We start from the raw sequence: 17,428 nt of genomic DNA on the forward strand, positions 1-17,428 counted from the left end.
TTTTCTGCCGCGGCCTTTGTCTATAATCCTGCTATTCGAAAACCGATTGCAATTCCCATATAAAGAACTAAAATTCCAAAAGCGATCCAGTCCCCGGATGCATATTTCAGAGGTTTCATCTGGGTTCTGCCCGCACCTCCATGGTAACATCTGGCTTCCATAGCCATGGCCAGATCGTTGGCCCGCCGGAAGGCAGAGATAAATAACGGAACTAAAAGAGGAACCATATTTTTGGCTCTCTGAATGAAGTTTCCGCTTTCAAAATCCGCTCCCCTTGCCATCTGCGCCTTCATAATTTTATCCGTCTCTTCCAGTAAAATAGGAATAAAGCGAAGGGCTATGGACATCATCATGGAAATTTCATGAACGGGAACGTGAATCTTGTTCAGCGGACGCAGCAGTCTCTCCAGTCCGTCTGTAAGCTGGTTAGGTGTGGTCGTAAGAGTCATCACAGAGGAACCGATTACCAGATAAATTAACCGGATTGCCATTTTTACAGCCAGGGAAACACCCTCTTTCGTAATTTTCAGGATGCCAAACTTCCACAAAACCTCTCCCGGAGTCAAAAGCATATTGAAGAACACGGTAATCATCAGAATAATTACGATGGCCTTCAGACCTTTAAAAATAAATTTTACCGGTACCGTGGAAAGTTTAATCATTGCCGCCAGAAATATCGTGGCTACCAGATAACCCAAAAACGTATGGAACACAAAGACCGAAATCAGAAAAGCCAGCGTTCCGATAAATTTTGTTCTGGGATCTAACCGGTGAAGCACCGATTTTCCCGGATAGTATTGTCCTATTGTAATATCCCGGATCATGATTTTTCCTTTCCGCCCTGGTTCTTGTGCAGAGCCTTTAGTATACTTTCTTTCGCTTCCTCCACCGTAGTTGCTCCTGTATCCACATCCAGTCCCCGAGCTTTCAGTTCATGCATGATGTACGTAATCTGCGGAGCAGCAAGACCAATTTGCTCCAGTTCCCGATAGTGGGAAAACACTTCTTTGGGTACTCCGTCAAAGGCTACTTTTCCCCCGTTCATAACAATAATCCGTTCCACATATTTCGCAATATCTTCCATGCTGTGGGATACCAGAATGATGGTAATCCCCCTCTTTTTATGGAGAAGGGCTATTTCATCCAGAATCTCATCCCGCCCCCTGGGATCCAGTCCTGCTGTAGGTTCATCCAGAATCAGTATCTTTGGATTCATTGCCAGAACTCCGGCAATGGCCACCCGTTTTTTCTGTCCCCCGGAAAGTTCAAAGGGGGACTTCTGATAATATTCTTCCGGAATTCCCACCTGAGCCAGCGCCAGTCTGGCCTGCTGTTCTGCCTCTTCCTGGCTGTATCCCTGGTTCTTTGGTCCGAAACAGACATCTGTGATAATATCCGTCTCAAATAGCTGATGTTCCGGATACTGGAAGACCAGTCCTACCTCGCTTCTTAAATGCCGCAGGTTATACTTTTCTTCCCAGATATTCTCTCCGTTATATAAAACTTCTCCCCGGGTGGGGCGGATTAAGCCGTTAAAATGCTGGATTAATGTGGATTTTCCGCTTCCTGTGTGCCCGATCATTCCAATAAACTGTCCGTCCGGGATCTTAAGGCTGATATTTTCCAGAGCATGAATTTCATATGCACTTCCCGGATTGTACGTATAAGTTACATCTCTTAATTCTATTGACATATCGCGTTTACCAACTCCTCAATTGTCAGAATCCCCTCCGGAATCTCTGCGCCGGCTAACTTCAGTTCGTGAGCCAGGAGGGTTACCTGAGGAACATCTAATCTGTACTTTTTCAGGGTTTCTACCTGGGAGAAAATCTCTCTGGGCGTTCCCTTCATTACGATTTGTCCCTGATCCATCACATAGACTTTATCTGCATAAACCACTTCCTCCATGTAATGGGTAATCAGGATAACCGTAACGTTTTCCTTTTCATTTAACTCCCGCACAGCATGCAGAACTTCTTTCCGGCCGTTGGGATCCAGCATAGCCGTAGGCTCGTCTAAGATAATGCAGCGGGGATGCATGGCCATCACACCGGCAATGGCCACCCTCTGTTTCTGTCCCCCGGAAAGTTTATTGGGTGAATGGTGGCGGTAGGAAATCATCCCCACCTTTGCCAGGGAATCATCTACCCGTTTCCAGATGTCGTCCGTGGCCACCCCCATGTTTTCCGGGCCGAATCCCACGTCTTCTTCCACTACCGTGCCAATAATCTGGTTATCCGGATTCTGGAAAACCATTCCGGCTTTCTGTCTGATTTTCCAGAGATCCTCCTCTTCGGCTGTGGATGTTCCATCCACCCACAGAGTCCCCTCCGTAGGCAGAAGCAATGCGTTCATATGCTTGGCCAGAGTGGATTTTCCGCTTCCATTATGCCCCAGAACAGCGATAAACTGCCCTTCTTTAATATCCAAATCCACACTTTCTATGGCATGGCTGCCTTCCTGTACGTTTCCATTGTCGTCGTATTTTACATATTCAAATCCCAGTTTCTTCGCCTTAATAATTCCCATGACTGCCTCCTGTAAAAAGCCTCTGTATTTCTACTTCTGTTCTGGTTCTTTCAGCCCCAGCAGCTCATCCATTAAATCCCATATTTCTTCTCTTCCCTGCTTACTGGCTGCAGAAAATGGTATAATTTTTCCGCCGGGACGCAGATTCAGCCCTTCTTTAATCATTTTTACATGTTTGGGAAGCTGGCTTCGTTTTAATTTATCTGCTTTCGTGGCAATAATAATGGGTTCATATCCGTTATAGATCATCCAGTCATACATCATCCTGTCATTTTCTGAGGGTTGGTGACGAATATCAATCAGTAAGAAAACGGCCTTTAACATTCTGGAATGATGCAGATATTTCTCTATCATCTTTCCCCATTTTTCTTTTTCCGAAACGGCCGTTTTTGCATAACCGTAACCCGGAAGGTCTACCAGATACATCACATCATTGATATTATAAAAATTAATGGTCTGTGTTTTTCCCGGCTGGGCGCTGGTTCTGGCCAGAGACTTCCGGTTCATCAGCACATTAATCAGAGAGGATTTCCCCACATTGGATTTTCCGGCAAAAGCGATTTCCGGCACCTGATTACTGGGCAGTTTACTGGTAATTCCACATACAATATCTAAAGATACGTTCTTTATTATCATGTAACTTCTCCCTTTTTTAATTTGTAAAAGCTTCTGAAATCACATCCTGCATATTTTCCACATAGGCAATCCGCAGACCGCTTGTAATTTCTTTATCCATTTCCTGGACATCGGTTCTGTTTTCATCCGGAACCAGAACGGTTTTAATCTTTGCAAACTTGGCGGCCAGCAGTTTTTCTTTCAGTCCTCCGATGGGCAGCACATGTCCCCGCAGAGTGATTTCCCCTGTCATTGCCACCTCTGCTTTCACCGGCTTTTCCGTGATGGCAGAGAGCATTGCCGTAGCCATAGTAATACCGGCAGAAGGGCCGTCTTTGGGAACTGCCCCTTCGGGAATATGAATATGAATGTCATTGTTCCGGAAAAATTCCGGCGAGATTCCATAGCTGTCTGCCACAGAACGAATATAGCTGATGCCTGCCTGGGCAGACTCTTTCATAACATCGCCCAACTGACCGGTAAGCAAAAGTTCTCCTTTCCCGGGCATGACGTTTACTTCTATCTGCAGGGTGTCGCCTCCTACGCTGGTCCAGGCCAGTCCCCTGGCAATTCCCACCTCATCTTTTTTATTGGCGGTTTTATATGTATATTTTACAGGACCTAAATAGGTTTTCAGATTTCTGGAAGTAACCACAATCTTCTCTTTTCCGTTCTCCAGAATTTCCCTTGCGGCTTTTCTGCAAATCTGTCCGATCTTTCTCTCCAGATTCCGGACTCCGGCCTCCTTTGTGTATCCATTAATAATACTCTTATAGACTGCCGGCCGGATAATAAGCTGTTCCGGTTTCAGGCCGTGTACCGCAAGCTGCTTTGGCAGAAGATGAAGACTGGCAATATGCTCTTTCTCATTTTCTGTATAACTGGAAAGCTCGATAACCTCCATTCTGTCTAAAAGGGGACGGGGAATTTCCTGTATGTCGTTGGCAGTGGCAATAAACAGCACTTCTGACAAATCAATGGGAATTTCCACATAGTGATCACTGAAATGGCTGTTCTGTTCCGGATCCAGTACTTCCAACAGGGCAGAAGAAGTATCTCCTCTGTAGTCCCCGCTTGTTTTGTCAATCTCATCCAGAAGCATCAGCGGATTTCCTACCCCTGCCTGTTTCAGAGCTTCTGCAATCCTTCCCGGCATAGCTCCCACATATGTTCTTCTGTGCCCGCGGATCTCTGCCTCGTCCTTTACGCCTCCAAGGCAGATCCGCACATACTTTTTGTTCAGGGCCCGTGCCACCGATTTGGCTATGGACGTCTTTCCTGTTCCCGGCGGTCCCGCCAGACATAAAATCGGGCTTTTCCCTTTCTGTGTCAGAAGGCGGACAGCCAGAAATTCCATAATTCTCTGCTTTACATCTTTGAGTCCGTAGTGATCCTCCTCCAGGATCCGGTTTGCTTCTTTCAAATCCTCGCAATCCCGGGAATAATGTTCCCAGGGCAGGGCCAGAAGCATCTCAATATAGGTGCGCAGTACCGGGCTTTCCGCCGCATTTGCATTGATACTTTTAAAGCGGTCAATTTCCTTTATAATTTTATCTTTTACTTCCCGGGAAGCAGCCAGCTCTTCTGCCTGTTTTTTATATTTTTCTGCATCTGTCTGAGGATTGTCTTCTCCCAGTTCTTCCCGGATGAGGTTAAGCTGTTCTCTCAGAATATATTCTCTCTGGTTTTTGTCAACTCTCTCTTTTACCTTCTTCTGCAAATCATGGGTAATCTGAATAATCTGAATCTCATTGCTTAAAATCACACCCAGAAGTTCATACCGCTCGGACAGGGTTACTGCCTCCAGCAGCCTCTGCTTGTCCTGATAGCGGATGGGAAGATGTACGCAGATCTGATCCACTAACTGCTCCACATCCTCAATGTTTAATATCTGGCTGACCAGTTCCCTGCTGATTTTCCCGTTTTCTGAACAATAGCTCTGGAACAGCTCTTTCAGACTCCTGCACATGGCCTTTTTCACATTATCGGCAATGGGCAGATCCTCTTCCTCAGCAAAATGTGCAATTTCAAATTCCAGATAAGGCTGTTCTTTTTCAATGCTCAGTAACTCCGCCCGCTCGATTCCTTCCACCAGAACCCGAATCAGATTCTGGGGAAGCTTCACTACCTGCTTAATATACGCAATGGTGCCGATTTGATATAAGTCAAGAAGACCCGGTGTTTCCACATCCGGATCTTTCTGGCTTACTAAAAATATTTTCTGATCTTTTAACATGGCCGCCTCAATTGCTTTAATGGAACGCTGACGGCTCACGTCAAAATGGATAATCATTCCCGGCAGAATGGTTGTTCCCCGCAATGCAATCGCCGGAATGGTTTCTATTAAATTTTTCATCCGTTTGCCTCCTTGTCAGGCAGTTTCTGGTTTTTCTTTCCGTTTTACCTTTGAGGTCCCTTTGGAACTGCGTCTGGCGCCTTTTAAAGGATTCTCTTCCGCTTTCTCGTGGATAATCTCCGGCTCACCGGTTCCTTCCACCACTTCTTTGGTGATTACGCACTTGCGGATAGTATGATCTGACGGCGCTTTATACATCAGATCCATCATGGAATGTTCCATAATTGCACGAAGTCCTCTGGCTCCCGTCTTTCTTTCCATAGATTTCTGTGCAATCAGTTTCAGCGCGTCTTTCTGGAAAGTCAGATCCACTCCGTCCATCTCGAAGAGTTTCCGGTATTGTTTCGTCAGAGAATTCTTCGGCTCTTCCAGAATTCTTACCAAAGCTGTTTCATCTAACGCGTCTAACGTTACCACAACCGGAACACGTCCGATAAATTCCGGAATCATACCGAACCGGATAAAGTCTTCGGGCATTACTTCTCTTAACACGTCTCCCACGTTTTTATCTTTCAGCTGGGAAACGTCTGCGCCAAAACCGATAGATTTCGTATCTTTTCTGGTTTCTATAATTTTTTCCAGTCCCTCAAAAGCGCCTCCGCAGATGAAGAGAATATTGGTAGTGTCAATCTGAATAAACTCCTGATGCGGATGTTTTCTGCCTCCCTGGGGTGGCACGCTGGCTACGGTTCCCTCCAGAATTTTCAGTAAAGCCTGCTGTACCCCTTCTCCGGATACATCTCTGGTAATGGAGGCATTTTCAGACTTCCTGGTAATCTTATCAATTTCATCAATATAAATAATTCCATACTGAGCCCGCTCAATATCGTAATCAGCGGCCTGAATAATTTTCAGAAGAATGTTCTCCACATCTTCTCCCACATATCCGGCTTCTGTCAATGTGGTAGCGTCCGCGATGGCAAAAGGAACATTCAGCATTCTTGCAAGAGTCTGGGCCAGCAGGGTTTTACCGGAACCGGTAGGACCCAGCATGAGAATATTGCTTTTCTGAAGCTCCACATCCAGATCCTTGGGCGCCATGACTCTCTTATAATGATTATAAACGGCCACTGACAGCGCTTTTTTCGCACTGTCCTGCCCGATTACATAATCATCCAGAATTCCATGAATCTCTTCCGGCGTTAATAAATTAATATCCAGATCTTCCTCCTCGCCTCCATATATATGGAGCTCTTCTTCCATGATCTCGGAACAAATTCCAATACACTCGTCACAGATATATGCTCCGTCCGGACCCGCGATTAATTTCCGCACCTGATCCTCTGTCTTTCCGCAAAACGAACACCTGACTCTGTCTTTTATTTTATCCGCCATTGATACTCCTTATCCTTTCTACTGTCGCCTGATTTTCAGGGCAATATTAACAATAAGACTCCCGGCGCACAGCCAAGGAGTCTTACTTATTCATTCTTTCTTATCTGTGCATGATAACACTGTCAATTAAGCCATATGCCTTTGCTTCTTCTGCAGACATATAATTATCACGATCGGTATCTCTTTCCACAACCTCCAGGGGCTGTCCCGTATTGGCTGCCAGAATTTCGTTTAATGTCTTTTTGGTCTTGGCAATATGGTCTGCAACAATCTGAATTTCTGTTGCCTGTCCCTGAGCGCCGCCTGATGGCTGGTGAATCATAATCGTAGAATTGGGAAGCGCCATTCTCTTGCCTTTTGCACCGCCTGCCAGTAAGAATGCACCCATACTTGCAGCCATGCCGAGACATATCGTAGAAACATCGCATTTAATATACTGCATCGTGTCGTAAATAGCCATTCCTGCTGTAACAGAACCGCCCGGGCTGTTGATATATAAATGAATATCCTTTCCCGGATCTTCTGATTCCAGGAACAGAAGCTGGGCAATAATTATCCCTGCGGATACGTCATTTACCTCTTCTCCCAGAAAGATGATCCTGTCTTTTAACAGCCTGGAATAAATGTCATAGCTTCTTTCTCCTCTGCTTGTCTGTTCAATGACATAAGGTACCAAACTCATAATATATCTGCCTCCTGTCTATGGCAATTATACTTCTTTCGCAGCGTCTGCAACAAGGGTAACTGCTTTCTGAACAGCCATGTCTTTCTTCATCTGCTCTTTCTCGCCGTCTCCGATCAGCTCTTTCAGCTTCTCGAATTCCATCTTGTACATCTCTGCCATCTTCTTGAATTCTTCATCCAGTTCCTCATCGCTTACCGGAATGTTTTCAACTTCTGCAATTTTCTCCAGAACCAGTCTTGTCTGAATGCGTTTTAAGGCCTGAGGTTTCATATCTTCCGCCATCTTCTCTGCAGAAAGTCCTGTAAACTGGAAGTACTGCTCCATAGTTAAGCCCTGAGCCTGCATTCTGCCTGCAAAGTCGTTTACCATCTGGTTTACCTGAGCTTTGATCATAGCTTCCGGAATTTCCATCTGCGCGCCTTCGATTACTTTCTCAATCGCTGCGTCTTCTTTCTGACGTTTTGCATCTTCTGCTTTTTTCTCTTCCAGTTTTTTCTTTACGTCTGCTTTATATTCGTCTAAAGTATCAAATTCAGATACATCTTTTGCAAATTCATCATCCAGTTCCGGAAGTTCTTTTGCTTCTACTTTCTTGATTGTACATTTAAATACTGCAGGTTTTCCTGCCAGTTCTTTGGACTGATATTCCTCCGGGAAAGTTACGTTTACGTCTTTCTCGTCTCCTGCTTTCAGTCCTGTTAACTGCTCTTCAAAGCCCGGGATAAAAGTATTGGAACCCAGTGTTAAGGCATAGTCGGTTCCTTTCCCGCCTTCAAATGCCACATCGTCTACAAATCCTTCAAAATCCAGAGTTACGATGTCTCCGTTTTCAGACGCTCTGTCTTCTACGGTAACGGTTCTGGAATTGTTTTCCTGTTCCTTTTTCAGTTCTGCAGCAATTTCTTCCTCTGTTGCTTCCAGTTCTGCCTTCGGAACTTCCAGACCTTTATATTCGCCCAGTGTTACTTCTGGTTTCACTGCTACTTCTGCTGTGAAGATGAATGGTTTTCCCGGTTCTAACTGTGTTACGTCGATTTCCGGCTGGGATACGATTTCCAGATCGCAGTTTTCCAGTTCTTCGGAATATGCTCTCGGAATCAGCTCATTGGCAGCGTCTTCCAGGAAGATCCCTTTACCGTACATCTGCTCAATAATCTTTCTCGGAACTTTTCCTTTGCGGAATCCGGGAACTGAAATTTTACTTCTGTTTTTCCGGTATGCACTGTCAATTGCTTTTTCTAATTCTTCTGCGGAAACTTCAATGGTAAGTTTCGCCATGTTTTTTTCCATTTTTTCAACTTGTAAACTCATATTGGTTAACTCCTCCTTAACTTTTAGGGAACATTTCTATTTTAAGCGGACAGGCCCGCATCATTTCCGGCATACCGCTCCACTTTTGCAATCATTAAAGAAGTATAACATAAGAGTTTTAAAAATGCCAGTATTTTTTACTATTTCTGTTGACTTTTTATGAACACCTGTAAACAATGGATTTTCTTACCTTTTCCGCCGCTTCTTCTCCGCAGAGCTGAGCCGTCAGTTCCAGTCCGAAATCAATAGCTGTCCCCATTCCCCGGCTGGTGGTAATATTTCCGTCCACTTCCACCGGATTCTCTGTCAGCTGTGCTCCTTCCAGCATCTCTGCCACAGAAGGATAACAGGTAGCTTTCTTCCCTTTCAGAAGGCCCAGCCCCGCCAGGATCCTCGGCGCAGCACAAATAGCGGCAACTTTCTTCCCCTGTGCGGCAAATTCCGTTACCAGTTCCCTTAAGGGCTGATAATTTTCCAGGTTCTCTGTTCCCTTTCCTCCTCCCGGAAGTACCAGCATATCCATTTGGGAAAAATCCATATCTTTATATAATGTGTCTGTTTTCATGGGAATCCCATGGGAACTGACAATCTCTTTTTCTTCCTTAATTGAAACAGTTGTTACGGACACCCCTGCTCTTCGTAAAATATCAATAACAGCCAGTCCCTCCACGTCTTCAAAACCATCTGCCAGAAAAACACTTACCTTTTTCATCGAAACGACCCTCTTTCCTTAATTTCTTTGACTAAAAGTATAACATTGGACTATCTTATTTACAATGAAAAGGTTATACTGTAAATAAGAATCTCTTACAATCAGAAAGGAACGACCTTATGGAAATCGAAAGAAAATTTCTTGTAAACCATCTGCCGGAAAAATTCCCGGCTTACCCACATCTTCAGATTGAACAGGGGTATCTCTGTACCGATCCGGTTGTCCGCATCCGGAAGCAGGACGACGCATATTTCCTTACCTATAAATCAAAGGGCCTGCTTTCCAGAGAAGAATACAATCTTCCGCTTAACGAAAGCGCCTATGCCCACCTCCGGGAAAAGGCGGATGGGATTCTCTTATCCAAGACCCGCTATCTCATCCCTCTCCCTCAGGGACGAAAGGCAGAGCTGGATATTTTCCACGATACTTATGAGGGCCTCCGGCTCGTAGAAGTTGAATTCTCCAGCGAACAGGAAGCCCTTGGGTTTACGCCGCCGGACTGGTTTGGAGAAGAAGTTACCTATTCTTCCAAATATCATAACAGTACCTTAAGCCGCAGGAATCCTTTCTAGCGGCTGCGCCGCTGTTTTTCCTGCCCGGCGTTTTCCTTTTTCAGTCTTCTTTTCCTCTTAAAGTGTATTCTCAGCAAAATCCATTTGCTGTAAGTTATGGGAATGGTGCCGATGACGGTTCCGATAATCCAGCAGAGTTTTCCTCTGTTCTTTCTCATTCTCATACACCACTCCAGTAATTGACACATGAACATACTGGCCTCCGACCGCTACATTTTATTGCTTTTTTCCATTTTGGACGCTGAATGTATTCGTTTTGTTGCTCTTGAAGATATTTTTTGTTCTCCTTGTTATACTTTCCTTTATAAGAAACGTAAGAAATCAGTGGAGGTAGACTATGAGCAATTCAACTTTTTCCCGAAATTTACGGAGTTTCCGTACGGCACGAGGTCTTACTCAGGCAGAAATGAGCCGGCAGCTGCATGTGCAGCGTCAAACTTATTGCAATTATGAAAATGGACACCGGCTCCCGTCTCTTGAAATGACTGCACAGATTGCCGGCATTTTAGATGTGGATTTACAGATTCTGATTACAGGCAGACCTGGTAAAGGCCTGCTGGAAGACGATGATATTCGAATTCTGATTGAATACCAGCAGCTTCCCGCAGGTGCCCGGGCAAATGTACGCAAATACATACAGCTTCAAAAAAAGCTAACTAAATTGTAGCATTGTAATGCCCTGGATGCAAACTTAATTTTTGCAATTACATATTCTTACTTTTTTCAACACATACTTTCATCGCTTCGATTACTGCGCTCCTGAACCCGTCTTTCTCCAGCCGGCGGACAGCCTCAATGGTTGTCCCTCCTGGAGAGCACACCATATCTTTTAAATCTCCCGGATGTCTGCCTGACTCCAGAACCATCTTCGCACTGCCAAGTACCGCCTGGGCTGCGAATTTATAAGCCTGCTGCCGGGGCATCCCTTCAGATACTGCCGCATCCGCCATTGCTTCAATAAAGAGAAAAACATAGGCCGGGGAACTTCCGCTGACTGCCACAACTGCATCCATTAACCGCTCCGGCACCACTTCTGTTTTTCCGAAACTGTCCAAGATCTCACACACCTGTTTCATTTCTTCTTCCGAAACATTTTCATTGGCACAGGCTCCGGTCATGCCTTCTCCTACCAAAGCGGGAGTATTGGGCATTACCCGTACAATCTTTTTCTCCTTTCCAAGCCGTTCTTCCAGCCAGCCCACCGTTTTTCCCGGTGCAATAGAAATAAGAATCTGCCCTTCTCTAACTACGTCCCTGATTTCATCCAGAACTTCCTGGTAGAACTGAGGTTTCACAGAGAGTACTAAAATCTCCGACTTCTGTACCACTTCTTTATTATCTAAAGTTATGTAGATCCCCAGTCGTTCTTCACTTCTTCTTTTCTCTTCTTCCGTGGGATTGGAAGCCAGAATTTCTTCTTTCTTATACAGGCCTTTGTTTAAAATGCCTCCAATCATCGCTGAAGCCATATTTCCGCATCCGATAAATCCTATTTTCATTTTACTTTCCTCCATATCCTTGCAAATCCTATCTGTTTTTGAATAATTATAGCATATTTTTCTGTAAAGCAAGAAATTTTATTGTTATCTGTTTTACATTCATGTTATAATATTAGCTAATTTAATATTTTTTTGAGGGAAGGGAGCGATTTTTTATGGAAATCTTACAATTGCCCCATTATGGATGGTGGAGCATTCTGCCTCCGCTGGTTGCCATTATACTGGCGCTTATTACAAAAGAAGTACTTTCTTCTTTGATTGTCGGTATTTTAGCCGGGGCTCTGATTTACAGTCACGGACATCCCGTTTCCATGATTGTAACCACTTTTACCATTATGTCAGAAAAAATGGGAAGCAATGCAAATATCCTGATTTTCTTAGGACTGCTGGGCGCTCTGGTGGTACTGGTCACAAGAGCAGGGGGTTCCGCCGCCTACGGCGAATGGGCAATCCGCAGAATCAAGACCCGCAAAGGCGCCAGTCTGGCTACTGCAGCTTTGGGATGCATTATTTTTATTGACGACTATTTCAACTGTCTGACCGTGGGAACCGTTATGCGGCCGGTTACAGACCGTCACCGGATTTCCCGGGCAAAGCTTGCCTATTTACTGGATGCTACGGCAGCTCCGATCTGCATTATTGCGCCGATTTCCAGTTGGGGAGCCTCTGTGGCCACGTATATGCAGGATGCCAATGCAGGCAATGGAATGACCGTTTTCGTACAGACCATTCCTTACAACCTGTATGCTTTCGGAACCATTTTCATGATTCTTATTATCTGCAGTACCCATTTCAACTTTGGTTCCATGGCAAAATTTGAGAAAAACGCCATTGAAAAAGGGGATTTGTTCTCCAATGAAGAATTTGCCGAAGAAGCCAAAGTGCAGCAAAACTTCAGAAAACGGGGCAGGGTTTACGATTTAATTATTCCGATTCTCAGTTTGATTATTTTTACCGTCCTGGCCATGGTTTATACCGGCGGAGGATTCACCGGAGAAGCTTCTTTCACCGAGTCCTTCGGAAACTGCGACTCCGCTCTTTCTCTGGTCCTTGGCAGCTTCTGCGCACTGGTGGTTACCTTCTTCTTGTTCATTCCCAGAAAAGTAATCACCTTTACAGAATTTTTCACCGGAATTACAGAGGGTATCAAATCCATGGTTCCTGCTTTTTCCATCCTGATTCTGGCATGGACCATCGGCGGTATCTGCGGCAGTGATTATTTAAATACAGGCGGATTTGTGGGAAATCTGGTAAATGATTCTTCCTTCCCTGTATTTGTATTACCTGCAGTTATCTTTCTGGTTGCAGGATTTCTGGGATTTGCCACCGGTACATCCTGGGGCACAATGGCTCTTTTAATCCCTATCGGAGCCGCCATCTGTACCCCGGCCAATACGGCTCATTTATTGCTGCCGGTCTTTGGGGCAATTATGGCGGGAGCCGTATACGGCGATCATGTATCTCCCATTTCCGACACCACCATTATGTCTTCCACGGGAGCCGGATGCAACCATATTGATCACGTATCCAGTCAGATGTTCTATGCCACACTGGTTACTGTATGCGCCACTATCGGCTACCTAATTATGGGGCTTTTAAACAGTCCGTGGATACCTCTGGCAATTACCCTGGTTCTGATTATGGTAAGCATCCTTTATTTTGGAAAGGCTTCACAGAAGAAACATCCAATCCAGTATAACGATATTCATTAGAACAAAAAAAGCTGCGCCCACCCGGCGCAGCCTTTTTTAATCTAAGATTCTTTCTTCTCTTCTTTCTCTTTTTCTTTCCTGTCGGGCCTTACCACCAGGTATTTATGAATGGCAAATAAAACGCCGATAGCCAGAACTCCCATCAGAGTCTCCCAGTTTTTCAGATGTTCCACCACCATTTGACGGGCCGTGGCAAACAGCAAAACCTCAATCAGGCTTTCCACCGTATGACGACACAGCATGTCCACAAATTCCAGACCTACAATAATCGCCAGTCCCTGTGCCAGAAAAGAGGTAAAAAAAGCAGAATCCAATTCCTTAAAAGGCGTCTGGGTCACTGTCCAGAATAATTCAATGGCAGAGAACAGGGCGATAATTAAAACGCCGATGGAAAGTACAATTTCCATATAACGGGCTACATTATGAACTATGTCGCTGATTCTCTTTCGGATTTCATGGTTGTGCATTCTTATTCCTCCTGCTGTCTTTCTAGTTTTTCAATAATCTGCCGCAAATCTTTCAGAATGTAATTGCATAAGCTGTGGATTTCTTCTGTGGGTTCCATCAAATCGGGAATCATGCACACAATTGCGCCGGACGCCCGGGCTGCGCGGATTCCATTGAAACTGTCCTCCACTATCAGACAGTTCTCTATGGGCATTTGAATTTTGCGGGCTGCTTTCAGAAAAATCTCCGGATCCGGCTTGCCCTTTTCCACCTCATCCCCGCATATGGATTCCGTGATAAGAGAAGAAATCCCCGCCTCTTTCCAGTACCGCTCAGCAATATGACGGCGGGAACAGGTGGCCACAACTGCCGGGATCTGGCGGGCTTTTAAATATTTCAGTAATTCCTCCAGTCCTTCTTTTAAAGGAATGGAATGGGCGGCAATATAGGAATCCACATATTGGGAACGAAGTCTTCGTGCCTCGTCATAATCAATGGAAGTCCCGAACCAGTTCTGAAATAAAATCCGGCTGTAGGAAGTAATACTTCCCCGTATCTGGTTTAACTGACTCTCAGTCATGGAAAATCCCAGGCTCCTGCCTGCTTCTTTCCATCCGGTAACAGCCAGCCGTTCCGTATCAAACATGACGCCGTCCATGTCCAGGATTACCGCTTTTATCATCGTGTTTCCCCTTTCCGGATTCAGCCTGGGAATCCTTTTCCGGCCGACGCCGGAACCGAAAAGGGCCGGCGTCAGCTCTGTTTTTTCACATCCTCAGAAGTAGTTTCATTATATCACAGATAACCTGTTTAAATACAGATAATTTTCATTCTTCTGCAGAAGAAACACTTTTTTCAGCAAAATCCGTGACAACCAGCTCTTCATAGGGTACCCGTTCTTTCAGTTCCCCCGCGCTCTCCAGAATATCCTGCAGAAGTTCAAAGCTCTCTTTTTGGAAAATCAGGTCTCCTTTCCAGGTGTCCTGCTCTAAATACCGGTTTACTATGGTGGTAATGGTATCCAGATCACTGTCCGGGAACTGAGGCGCAATCACCTCTGCGATTTCTCTGGCATCATGTTCCTGTACATAATCCATTCCTTTTTGCAGGGCATTGGTAAATTTCTGAATTATTCCGGGATTCTTTTCCATAAAACTGGACTTGGCGCTGTAAGACGTATAAGGTACATAACCTGAATCAACGCCGCAGGAAGCTACCACGTAACCGGCTCCTTCCTGTTCCAGCGCAGTGGCTGACGGTTCAAATTCCACAGAAAAGTCTCCCATTCCTCCTGAAAACGCCGCTGCCGTTGATCCAAAATCAATGCTCTGATCGATTTCCAGATCTTTTTCAGGATCAATTCCGTTTTCTTTCAGAATATATTCGAATACCATCTCCGGCATACCGCCTGTCTGCCCTACCATGATGAACATTTTTTCCACATCACGCAGTTTTTGTCGAGAAGCGACAATTCTGTAAGGATAATGATAAATTCCGGTCTTTTCAACAAGCCCCAGCTCCAACAGGTGCTCCATGTAAGTAACGAATTTTTTCTTGTGCATGGGATAGCCCATGGCTTTCAGGCTATCGGAGAGGAATTTCACAGAGGTAAAACCTGTTTCGTCCTTTTCCAGAAGCCGGATTGCCTCGAGCAGCATGGTCAGTTTCTGGTTTTCTTTATCGGCCTTGAAATCGTAGGCCGCCAGATTACCAAGACCATGTTTTAAGTAAATATCCACATTTCCGTCTTTATCGACAATGATTTTTTCCACAAGCACTTCAATATCCGTCCGTGTCAGAGCTTTTTGCTCCAATACCTCATTTAGAATATCGAGAGCCGTTTGAAGATTGGGCTTGATGGCCGCCGGAATATGCGGTTCTTTTGTCAAATCCTGCAAAGTCTTTTCGATGGCTGAAATACGTTCCATTTTGTCTGCCTGCAAAGAAGCGTAGGTCTCGTTGATAATTTCATTCATATCCGGGTTGGCTGTAATTTCCTTTATCTTTTGAGTAACCAGTGTTTTCAATTCTTTTTTGAGCTTTTCCAGCTCAATTTCAAGCCGTTGCTGGCTATCATCAGCAGAGAACGTATCGGCTTTCAGTTTTGACAAATCAAAGTTTTGAATCATGTCTGCCAAACTGTCACGGCAAAGTGTAAGGTATTTAATCAGTGCGTCCACAAGGGTTTCCTGCGTCACTAAATGAGCATGACCGCAAAATTGCTTTCCTTTTTTATTATAAGTGCCGCAGACATAATATTTCCCACGGTTGGGGCGGTTGATAGCGGTCAGCTTCATGCCGCAGTCTTTGCAGTACAAACACCCGGAAAAAATATTGATATGCTTTCTCTGACCTCTGTACCGGCTGTGATGGCGGCTGTCCTTGACTTCAAAGAGTAACTTCATAGTATCATCATCAAATATTTTTGGATGGTGATTATAAAACACATATTGCTGGTCTTTCGGAACCTTTTTATCTTTTCCGTTGATTGTGACACGTTCCCGTTTATGAGTGCGAAGGATTCCGTTGTGATAATCATTGAAAAGCGTGTCTTTTACCATGCCATAGCTCCACATATAAGCGACTTCTCTGTTATAGGGACGCCCCAGAGCTTCATACCGCTCTTTTTGTAACATAGTAGGCGTGGGAACACCTCGTTCTGAAAGGATTTCGGCCGTTCTGCGTATTCCGTTCCCTTCCAGATAAAGGTCTTTTTCAAGGTTCAGGATAGCGGCAGCTTCTTCATCAATCAAAACCATCTGCTTATTCAGCGGGTGTCTGGTATAGCCAAACGGCGGAGCACATTTCAGTGTGCCGTTTTCCTGTTCCATTTTTTTGATACGCTTTACCTTGCGGCTTGTGTTCTTAACGTGCCGCTCATTATCCCATGTTTTAATACCGATAATATCGTCATCAGAATAGAGGGAATCATAGTTATCGTCAATCAGGATTACCCGTTTACCCTGTTCCTCCATTTCTTCCAGAAAGAGCAGTACCTTCGCATTGTGTCTGCCGATTCGGGAAAGGTCTTTTGCCACAATGACATCTATTGCGTTTAAATTGGACATCATGTTCTGGAAGTCGGGACGGTTAAAAGAATAACCGGAAATTCCGTCATCTTCATAAATGTGGCGGACAATCATGTTGTTTTCTTCTGCATATTTCTGAATGATTTTTTTCTGGTTTTCAATAGATGAATAATTTCGTTTGTTATCATCCCGGGAGAGACGCACATATCCATCTATGACAATAGGGGTATCTGTGATTGTTGAAGTCATATTATCGTCCTTCTTTACTTCTATAAAAATGATCCCTGACCACTTCCTGCAACCCTTTCTTTATATCGTTTTCTCCTTCAATAATCGTGACGACAAGATACCCCTGCTTTTTCAGACGTTCTTTTTTTCTGTCAATTTCTTTTGGATCAGTGTCGGTCTTTTGCAGCAGATAGCATACTTCTTTTTTTCTGTCTATTGCAATCACCTCAGCATGTGGTTATTATATCTTATGCGAGTTACAGCTTATCTTATTGATAAACAAAAAACCCCGGGCAATATCCTGTTTCGTCATGCCAATAATAAAGTGAGCGTAAATGCGTTTTGCCTGTTTGTCCGGTAAGCCGGCAATAGCGAGAGTAAGATAGGCATTAAAAAAC

General features: G+C 44.7%; 17 protein-coding genes and 2 pseudogenes. 3 read left to right on the plus strand and 16 right to left on the minus strand.

Annotated elements, in window-relative coordinates:
- Nucleotides 1-20 precede the first annotated feature (20 nt).
- The 9 genes from B5F53_RS14250 to B5F53_RS14290 form a co-directional block, all read right to left on the minus strand.
- Nucleotides 21-824, minus strand: a complete 804-nt coding sequence (locus tag B5F53_RS14250) for an energy-coupling factor transporter transmembrane component T family protein (protein WP_087224479.1) — start codon at nucleotides 822-824, stop codon at nucleotides 21-23.
- The gene (locus tag B5F53_RS14255; RefSeq protein WP_087224481.1) at nucleotides 821-1,693 is read right to left on the minus strand and encodes an energy-coupling factor transporter ATPase; all 873 of its coding nucleotides are present in this window, start codon (nucleotides 1,691-1,693) and stop codon (nucleotides 821-823) included. Before B5F53_RS14255 ends, B5F53_RS14250 begins: the two co-directional genes overlap by 4 nt.
- Nucleotides 1,684-2,529: an energy-coupling factor transporter ATPase gene (locus B5F53_RS14260; RefSeq protein ID WP_087224482.1), complete on the minus strand. Its 846-nt coding sequence runs from the start codon at nucleotides 2,527-2,529 to the stop codon at nucleotides 1,684-1,686. The genes B5F53_RS14255 and B5F53_RS14260 overlap by 10 nt, the downstream gene beginning before the upstream one ends.
- Before the next feature lie 30 nt (nucleotides 2,530-2,559).
- Nucleotides 2,560-3,165, minus strand: a complete 606-nt coding sequence (gene yihA, locus B5F53_RS14265) for a ribosome biogenesis GTP-binding protein YihA/YsxC (RefSeq protein ID WP_087224484.1) — start codon at nucleotides 3,163-3,165, stop codon at nucleotides 2,560-2,562.
- A 16-nt stretch (nucleotides 3,166-3,181) separates the two neighbouring features.
- Nucleotides 3,182-5,500, minus strand: coding sequence for an endopeptidase La (gene lon, locus B5F53_RS14270; protein ID WP_087224486.1), 2,319 nt, complete (start codon nucleotides 5,498-5,500; stop codon nucleotides 3,182-3,184).
- 15 nt (nucleotides 5,501-5,515) lie between these two features.
- Complete coding sequence (gene clpX / locus B5F53_RS14275; protein ID WP_087224488.1) at nucleotides 5,516-6,835, minus strand: ATP-dependent Clp protease ATP-binding subunit ClpX; 1,320 nt, start codon at nucleotides 6,833-6,835, stop codon at nucleotides 5,516-5,518.
- 100 nt (nucleotides 6,836-6,935) lie between these two features.
- Nucleotides 6,936-7,517, minus strand: coding sequence for an ATP-dependent Clp endopeptidase proteolytic subunit ClpP (gene clpP / locus B5F53_RS14280; protein WP_087224490.1), 582 nt, complete (start codon nucleotides 7,515-7,517; stop codon nucleotides 6,936-6,938).
- Between the two features lie 27 nt (nucleotides 7,518-7,544).
- Entirely contained in the window at nucleotides 7,545-8,831 is a 1,287-nt protein-coding gene (gene tig / locus B5F53_RS14285) for a trigger factor (protein ID WP_087224492.1), read from the minus strand.
- Between the two features lie 157 nt (nucleotides 8,832-8,988).
- Entirely contained in the window at nucleotides 8,989-9,543 is a 555-nt protein-coding gene (locus B5F53_RS14290) for a DJ-1 family glyoxalase III (protein ID WP_087224494.1), read from the minus strand.
- Between the two features lie 119 nt (nucleotides 9,544-9,662).
- Between B5F53_RS14290 and B5F53_RS14295 the strand changes: the two genes are divergently transcribed.
- Entirely contained in the window at nucleotides 9,663-10,115 is a 453-nt protein-coding gene (locus B5F53_RS14295; protein ID WP_087224496.1) for a CYTH domain-containing protein, read from the plus strand.
- On the opposite strand, the gene B5F53_RS19940 is transcribed toward B5F53_RS14295, so the two are convergent.
- Nucleotides 10,112-10,279 carry a hypothetical protein gene (locus tag B5F53_RS19940; RefSeq protein ID WP_162610616.1) on the minus strand — a complete coding sequence of 56 codons (168 nt, stop codon included), beginning with the start codon at nucleotides 10,277-10,279 and terminating at the stop codon, nucleotides 10,112-10,114. The genes B5F53_RS14295 and B5F53_RS19940 overlap by 4 nt on opposite strands.
- Nucleotides 10,280-10,452: 173 nt before the next feature.
- Here B5F53_RS19940 and B5F53_RS14300 point away from each other — a divergent pair, with 173 nt between their 5' ends.
- Entirely contained in the window at nucleotides 10,453-10,782 is a 330-nt protein-coding gene (locus tag B5F53_RS14300; RefSeq protein ID WP_087224498.1) for a helix-turn-helix transcriptional regulator, read from the plus strand.
- 37 nt (nucleotides 10,783-10,819) lie between these two features.
- Here the strand turns inward: B5F53_RS14300 and proC are convergent, their stop codons facing one another.
- Nucleotides 10,820-11,629, minus strand: a complete 810-nt coding sequence (gene proC, locus B5F53_RS14305; protein WP_442856297.1) for a pyrroline-5-carboxylate reductase — start codon at nucleotides 11,627-11,629, stop codon at nucleotides 10,820-10,822.
- Between the two features lie 140 nt (nucleotides 11,630-11,769).
- Here proC and B5F53_RS14310 point away from each other — a divergent pair, with 140 nt between their 5' ends.
- The gene (locus B5F53_RS14310; protein WP_087224502.1) at nucleotides 11,770-13,326 is read left to right on the plus strand and encodes a Na+/H+ antiporter NhaC family protein; all 1,557 of its coding nucleotides are present in this window, start codon (nucleotides 11,770-11,772) and stop codon (nucleotides 13,324-13,326) included.
- Nucleotides 13,327-13,367: 41 nt separating this feature from the next.
- Here B5F53_RS14310 and B5F53_RS14315 read toward each other — a convergent pair whose 3' ends face one another.
- The 5 genes and pseudogenes from B5F53_RS14315 to B5F53_RS20395 all read right to left on the minus strand — a co-directional run.
- Entirely contained in the window at nucleotides 13,368-13,793 is a 426-nt protein-coding gene (locus B5F53_RS14315) for a phosphate-starvation-inducible PsiE family protein (RefSeq protein WP_087224504.1), read from the minus strand.
- A gap of 2 nt (nucleotides 13,794-13,795) precedes the next feature.
- A complete protein-coding gene (locus tag B5F53_RS14320; protein WP_087224506.1) occupies nucleotides 13,796-14,455 on the minus strand; it encodes an HAD family hydrolase in 660 nt (219 codons plus the stop codon).
- Between the two features lie 145 nt (nucleotides 14,456-14,600).
- On the minus strand, nucleotides 14,601-15,902 hold the full coding sequence (locus tag B5F53_RS20985; protein WP_442856298.1) for an ABC transporter substrate-binding protein: 1,302 nt from the start codon (nucleotides 15,900-15,902) through the stop codon (nucleotides 14,601-14,603).
- Nucleotides 15,903-15,941: 39 nt separating this feature from the next.
- Nucleotides 15,942-17,051 (minus strand): annotated as a pseudogene (locus B5F53_RS20865) (recombinase family protein); the annotation flags it as partial.
- A gap of 268 nt (nucleotides 17,052-17,319) precedes the next feature.
- Nucleotides 17,320-17,412: pseudogene (locus B5F53_RS20395) on the minus strand (sigma-70 family RNA polymerase sigma factor); the annotation flags it as partial.
- Between the last annotated feature and the right edge of the window lie 16 nt (nucleotides 17,413-17,428).

Origin of the sequence: Blautia sp. An249 (assembly GCF_002159835.1) — a bacterium.
In the GTDB taxonomy this organism is placed as follows: Bacteria; Bacillota; Clostridia; order Lachnospirales; family Lachnospiraceae; genus Blautia_A; species Blautia_A avistercoris.

Bases quoted from the DNA above. Each gene is read 5' to 3' on its own strand.
- B5F53_RS14250 (WP_087224479.1), bottom strand. From the start codon at position 824: ATGATCCGGGATATTACAATAGGACAATACTATCCGGGAAAATCGGTG.
- B5F53_RS14255 (WP_087224481.1), bottom strand. From the start codon at position 1,693: ATGTCAATAGAATTAAGAGATGTAACTTATACGTACAATCCGGGAAGT.
- B5F53_RS14260 (WP_087224482.1), bottom strand. From the start codon at position 2,529: ATGGGAATTATTAAGGCGAAGAAACTGGGATTTGAATATGTAAAATAC.
- yihA (WP_087224484.1), bottom strand. From the start codon at position 3,165: ATGATAATAAAGAACGTATCTTTAGATATTGTATGTGGAATTACCAGT.
- lon (WP_087224486.1), bottom strand. From the start codon at position 5,500: ATGAAAAATTTAATAGAAACCATTCCGGCGATTGCATTGCGGGGAACA.
- clpX (WP_087224488.1), bottom strand. From the start codon at position 6,835: ATGGCGGATAAAATAAAAGACAGAGTCAGGTGTTCGTTTTGCGGAAAG.
- clpP (WP_087224490.1), bottom strand. From the start codon at position 7,517: ATGAGTTTGGTACCTTATGTCATTGAACAGACAAGCAGAGGAGAAAGA.
- tig (WP_087224492.1), bottom strand. From the start codon at position 8,831: ATGAGTTTACAAGTTGAAAAAATGGAAAAAAACATGGCGAAACTTACC.
- B5F53_RS14290 (WP_087224494.1), bottom strand. From the start codon at position 9,543: ATGAAAAAGGTAAGTGTTTTTCTGGCAGATGGTTTTGAAGACGTGGAG.
- B5F53_RS14295 (WP_087224496.1), top strand. From the start codon at position 9,663: ATGGAAATCGAAAGAAAATTTCTTGTAAACCATCTGCCGGAAAAATTC.
- B5F53_RS19940 (WP_162610616.1), bottom strand. From the start codon at position 10,279: ATGAGAATGAGAAAGAACAGAGGAAAACTCTGCTGGATTATCGGAACC.
- B5F53_RS14300 (WP_087224498.1), top strand. From the start codon at position 10,453: ATGAGCAATTCAACTTTTTCCCGAAATTTACGGAGTTTCCGTACGGCA.
- proC (WP_442856297.1), bottom strand. From the start codon at position 11,629: ATGGAGGAAAGTAAAATGAAAATAGGATTTATCGGATGCGGAAATATG.
- B5F53_RS14310 (WP_087224502.1), top strand. From the start codon at position 11,770: ATGGAAATCTTACAATTGCCCCATTATGGATGGTGGAGCATTCTGCCT.
- B5F53_RS14315 (WP_087224504.1), bottom strand. From the start codon at position 13,793: ATGCACAACCATGAAATCCGAAAGAGAATCAGCGACATAGTTCATAAT.
- B5F53_RS14320 (WP_087224506.1), bottom strand. From the start codon at position 14,455: ATGATAAAAGCGGTAATCCTGGACATGGACGGCGTCATGTTTGATACG.
- B5F53_RS20985 (WP_442856298.1), bottom strand. From the start codon at position 15,902: ATGATTCAAAACTTTGATTTGTCAAAACTGAAAGCCGATACGTTCTCT.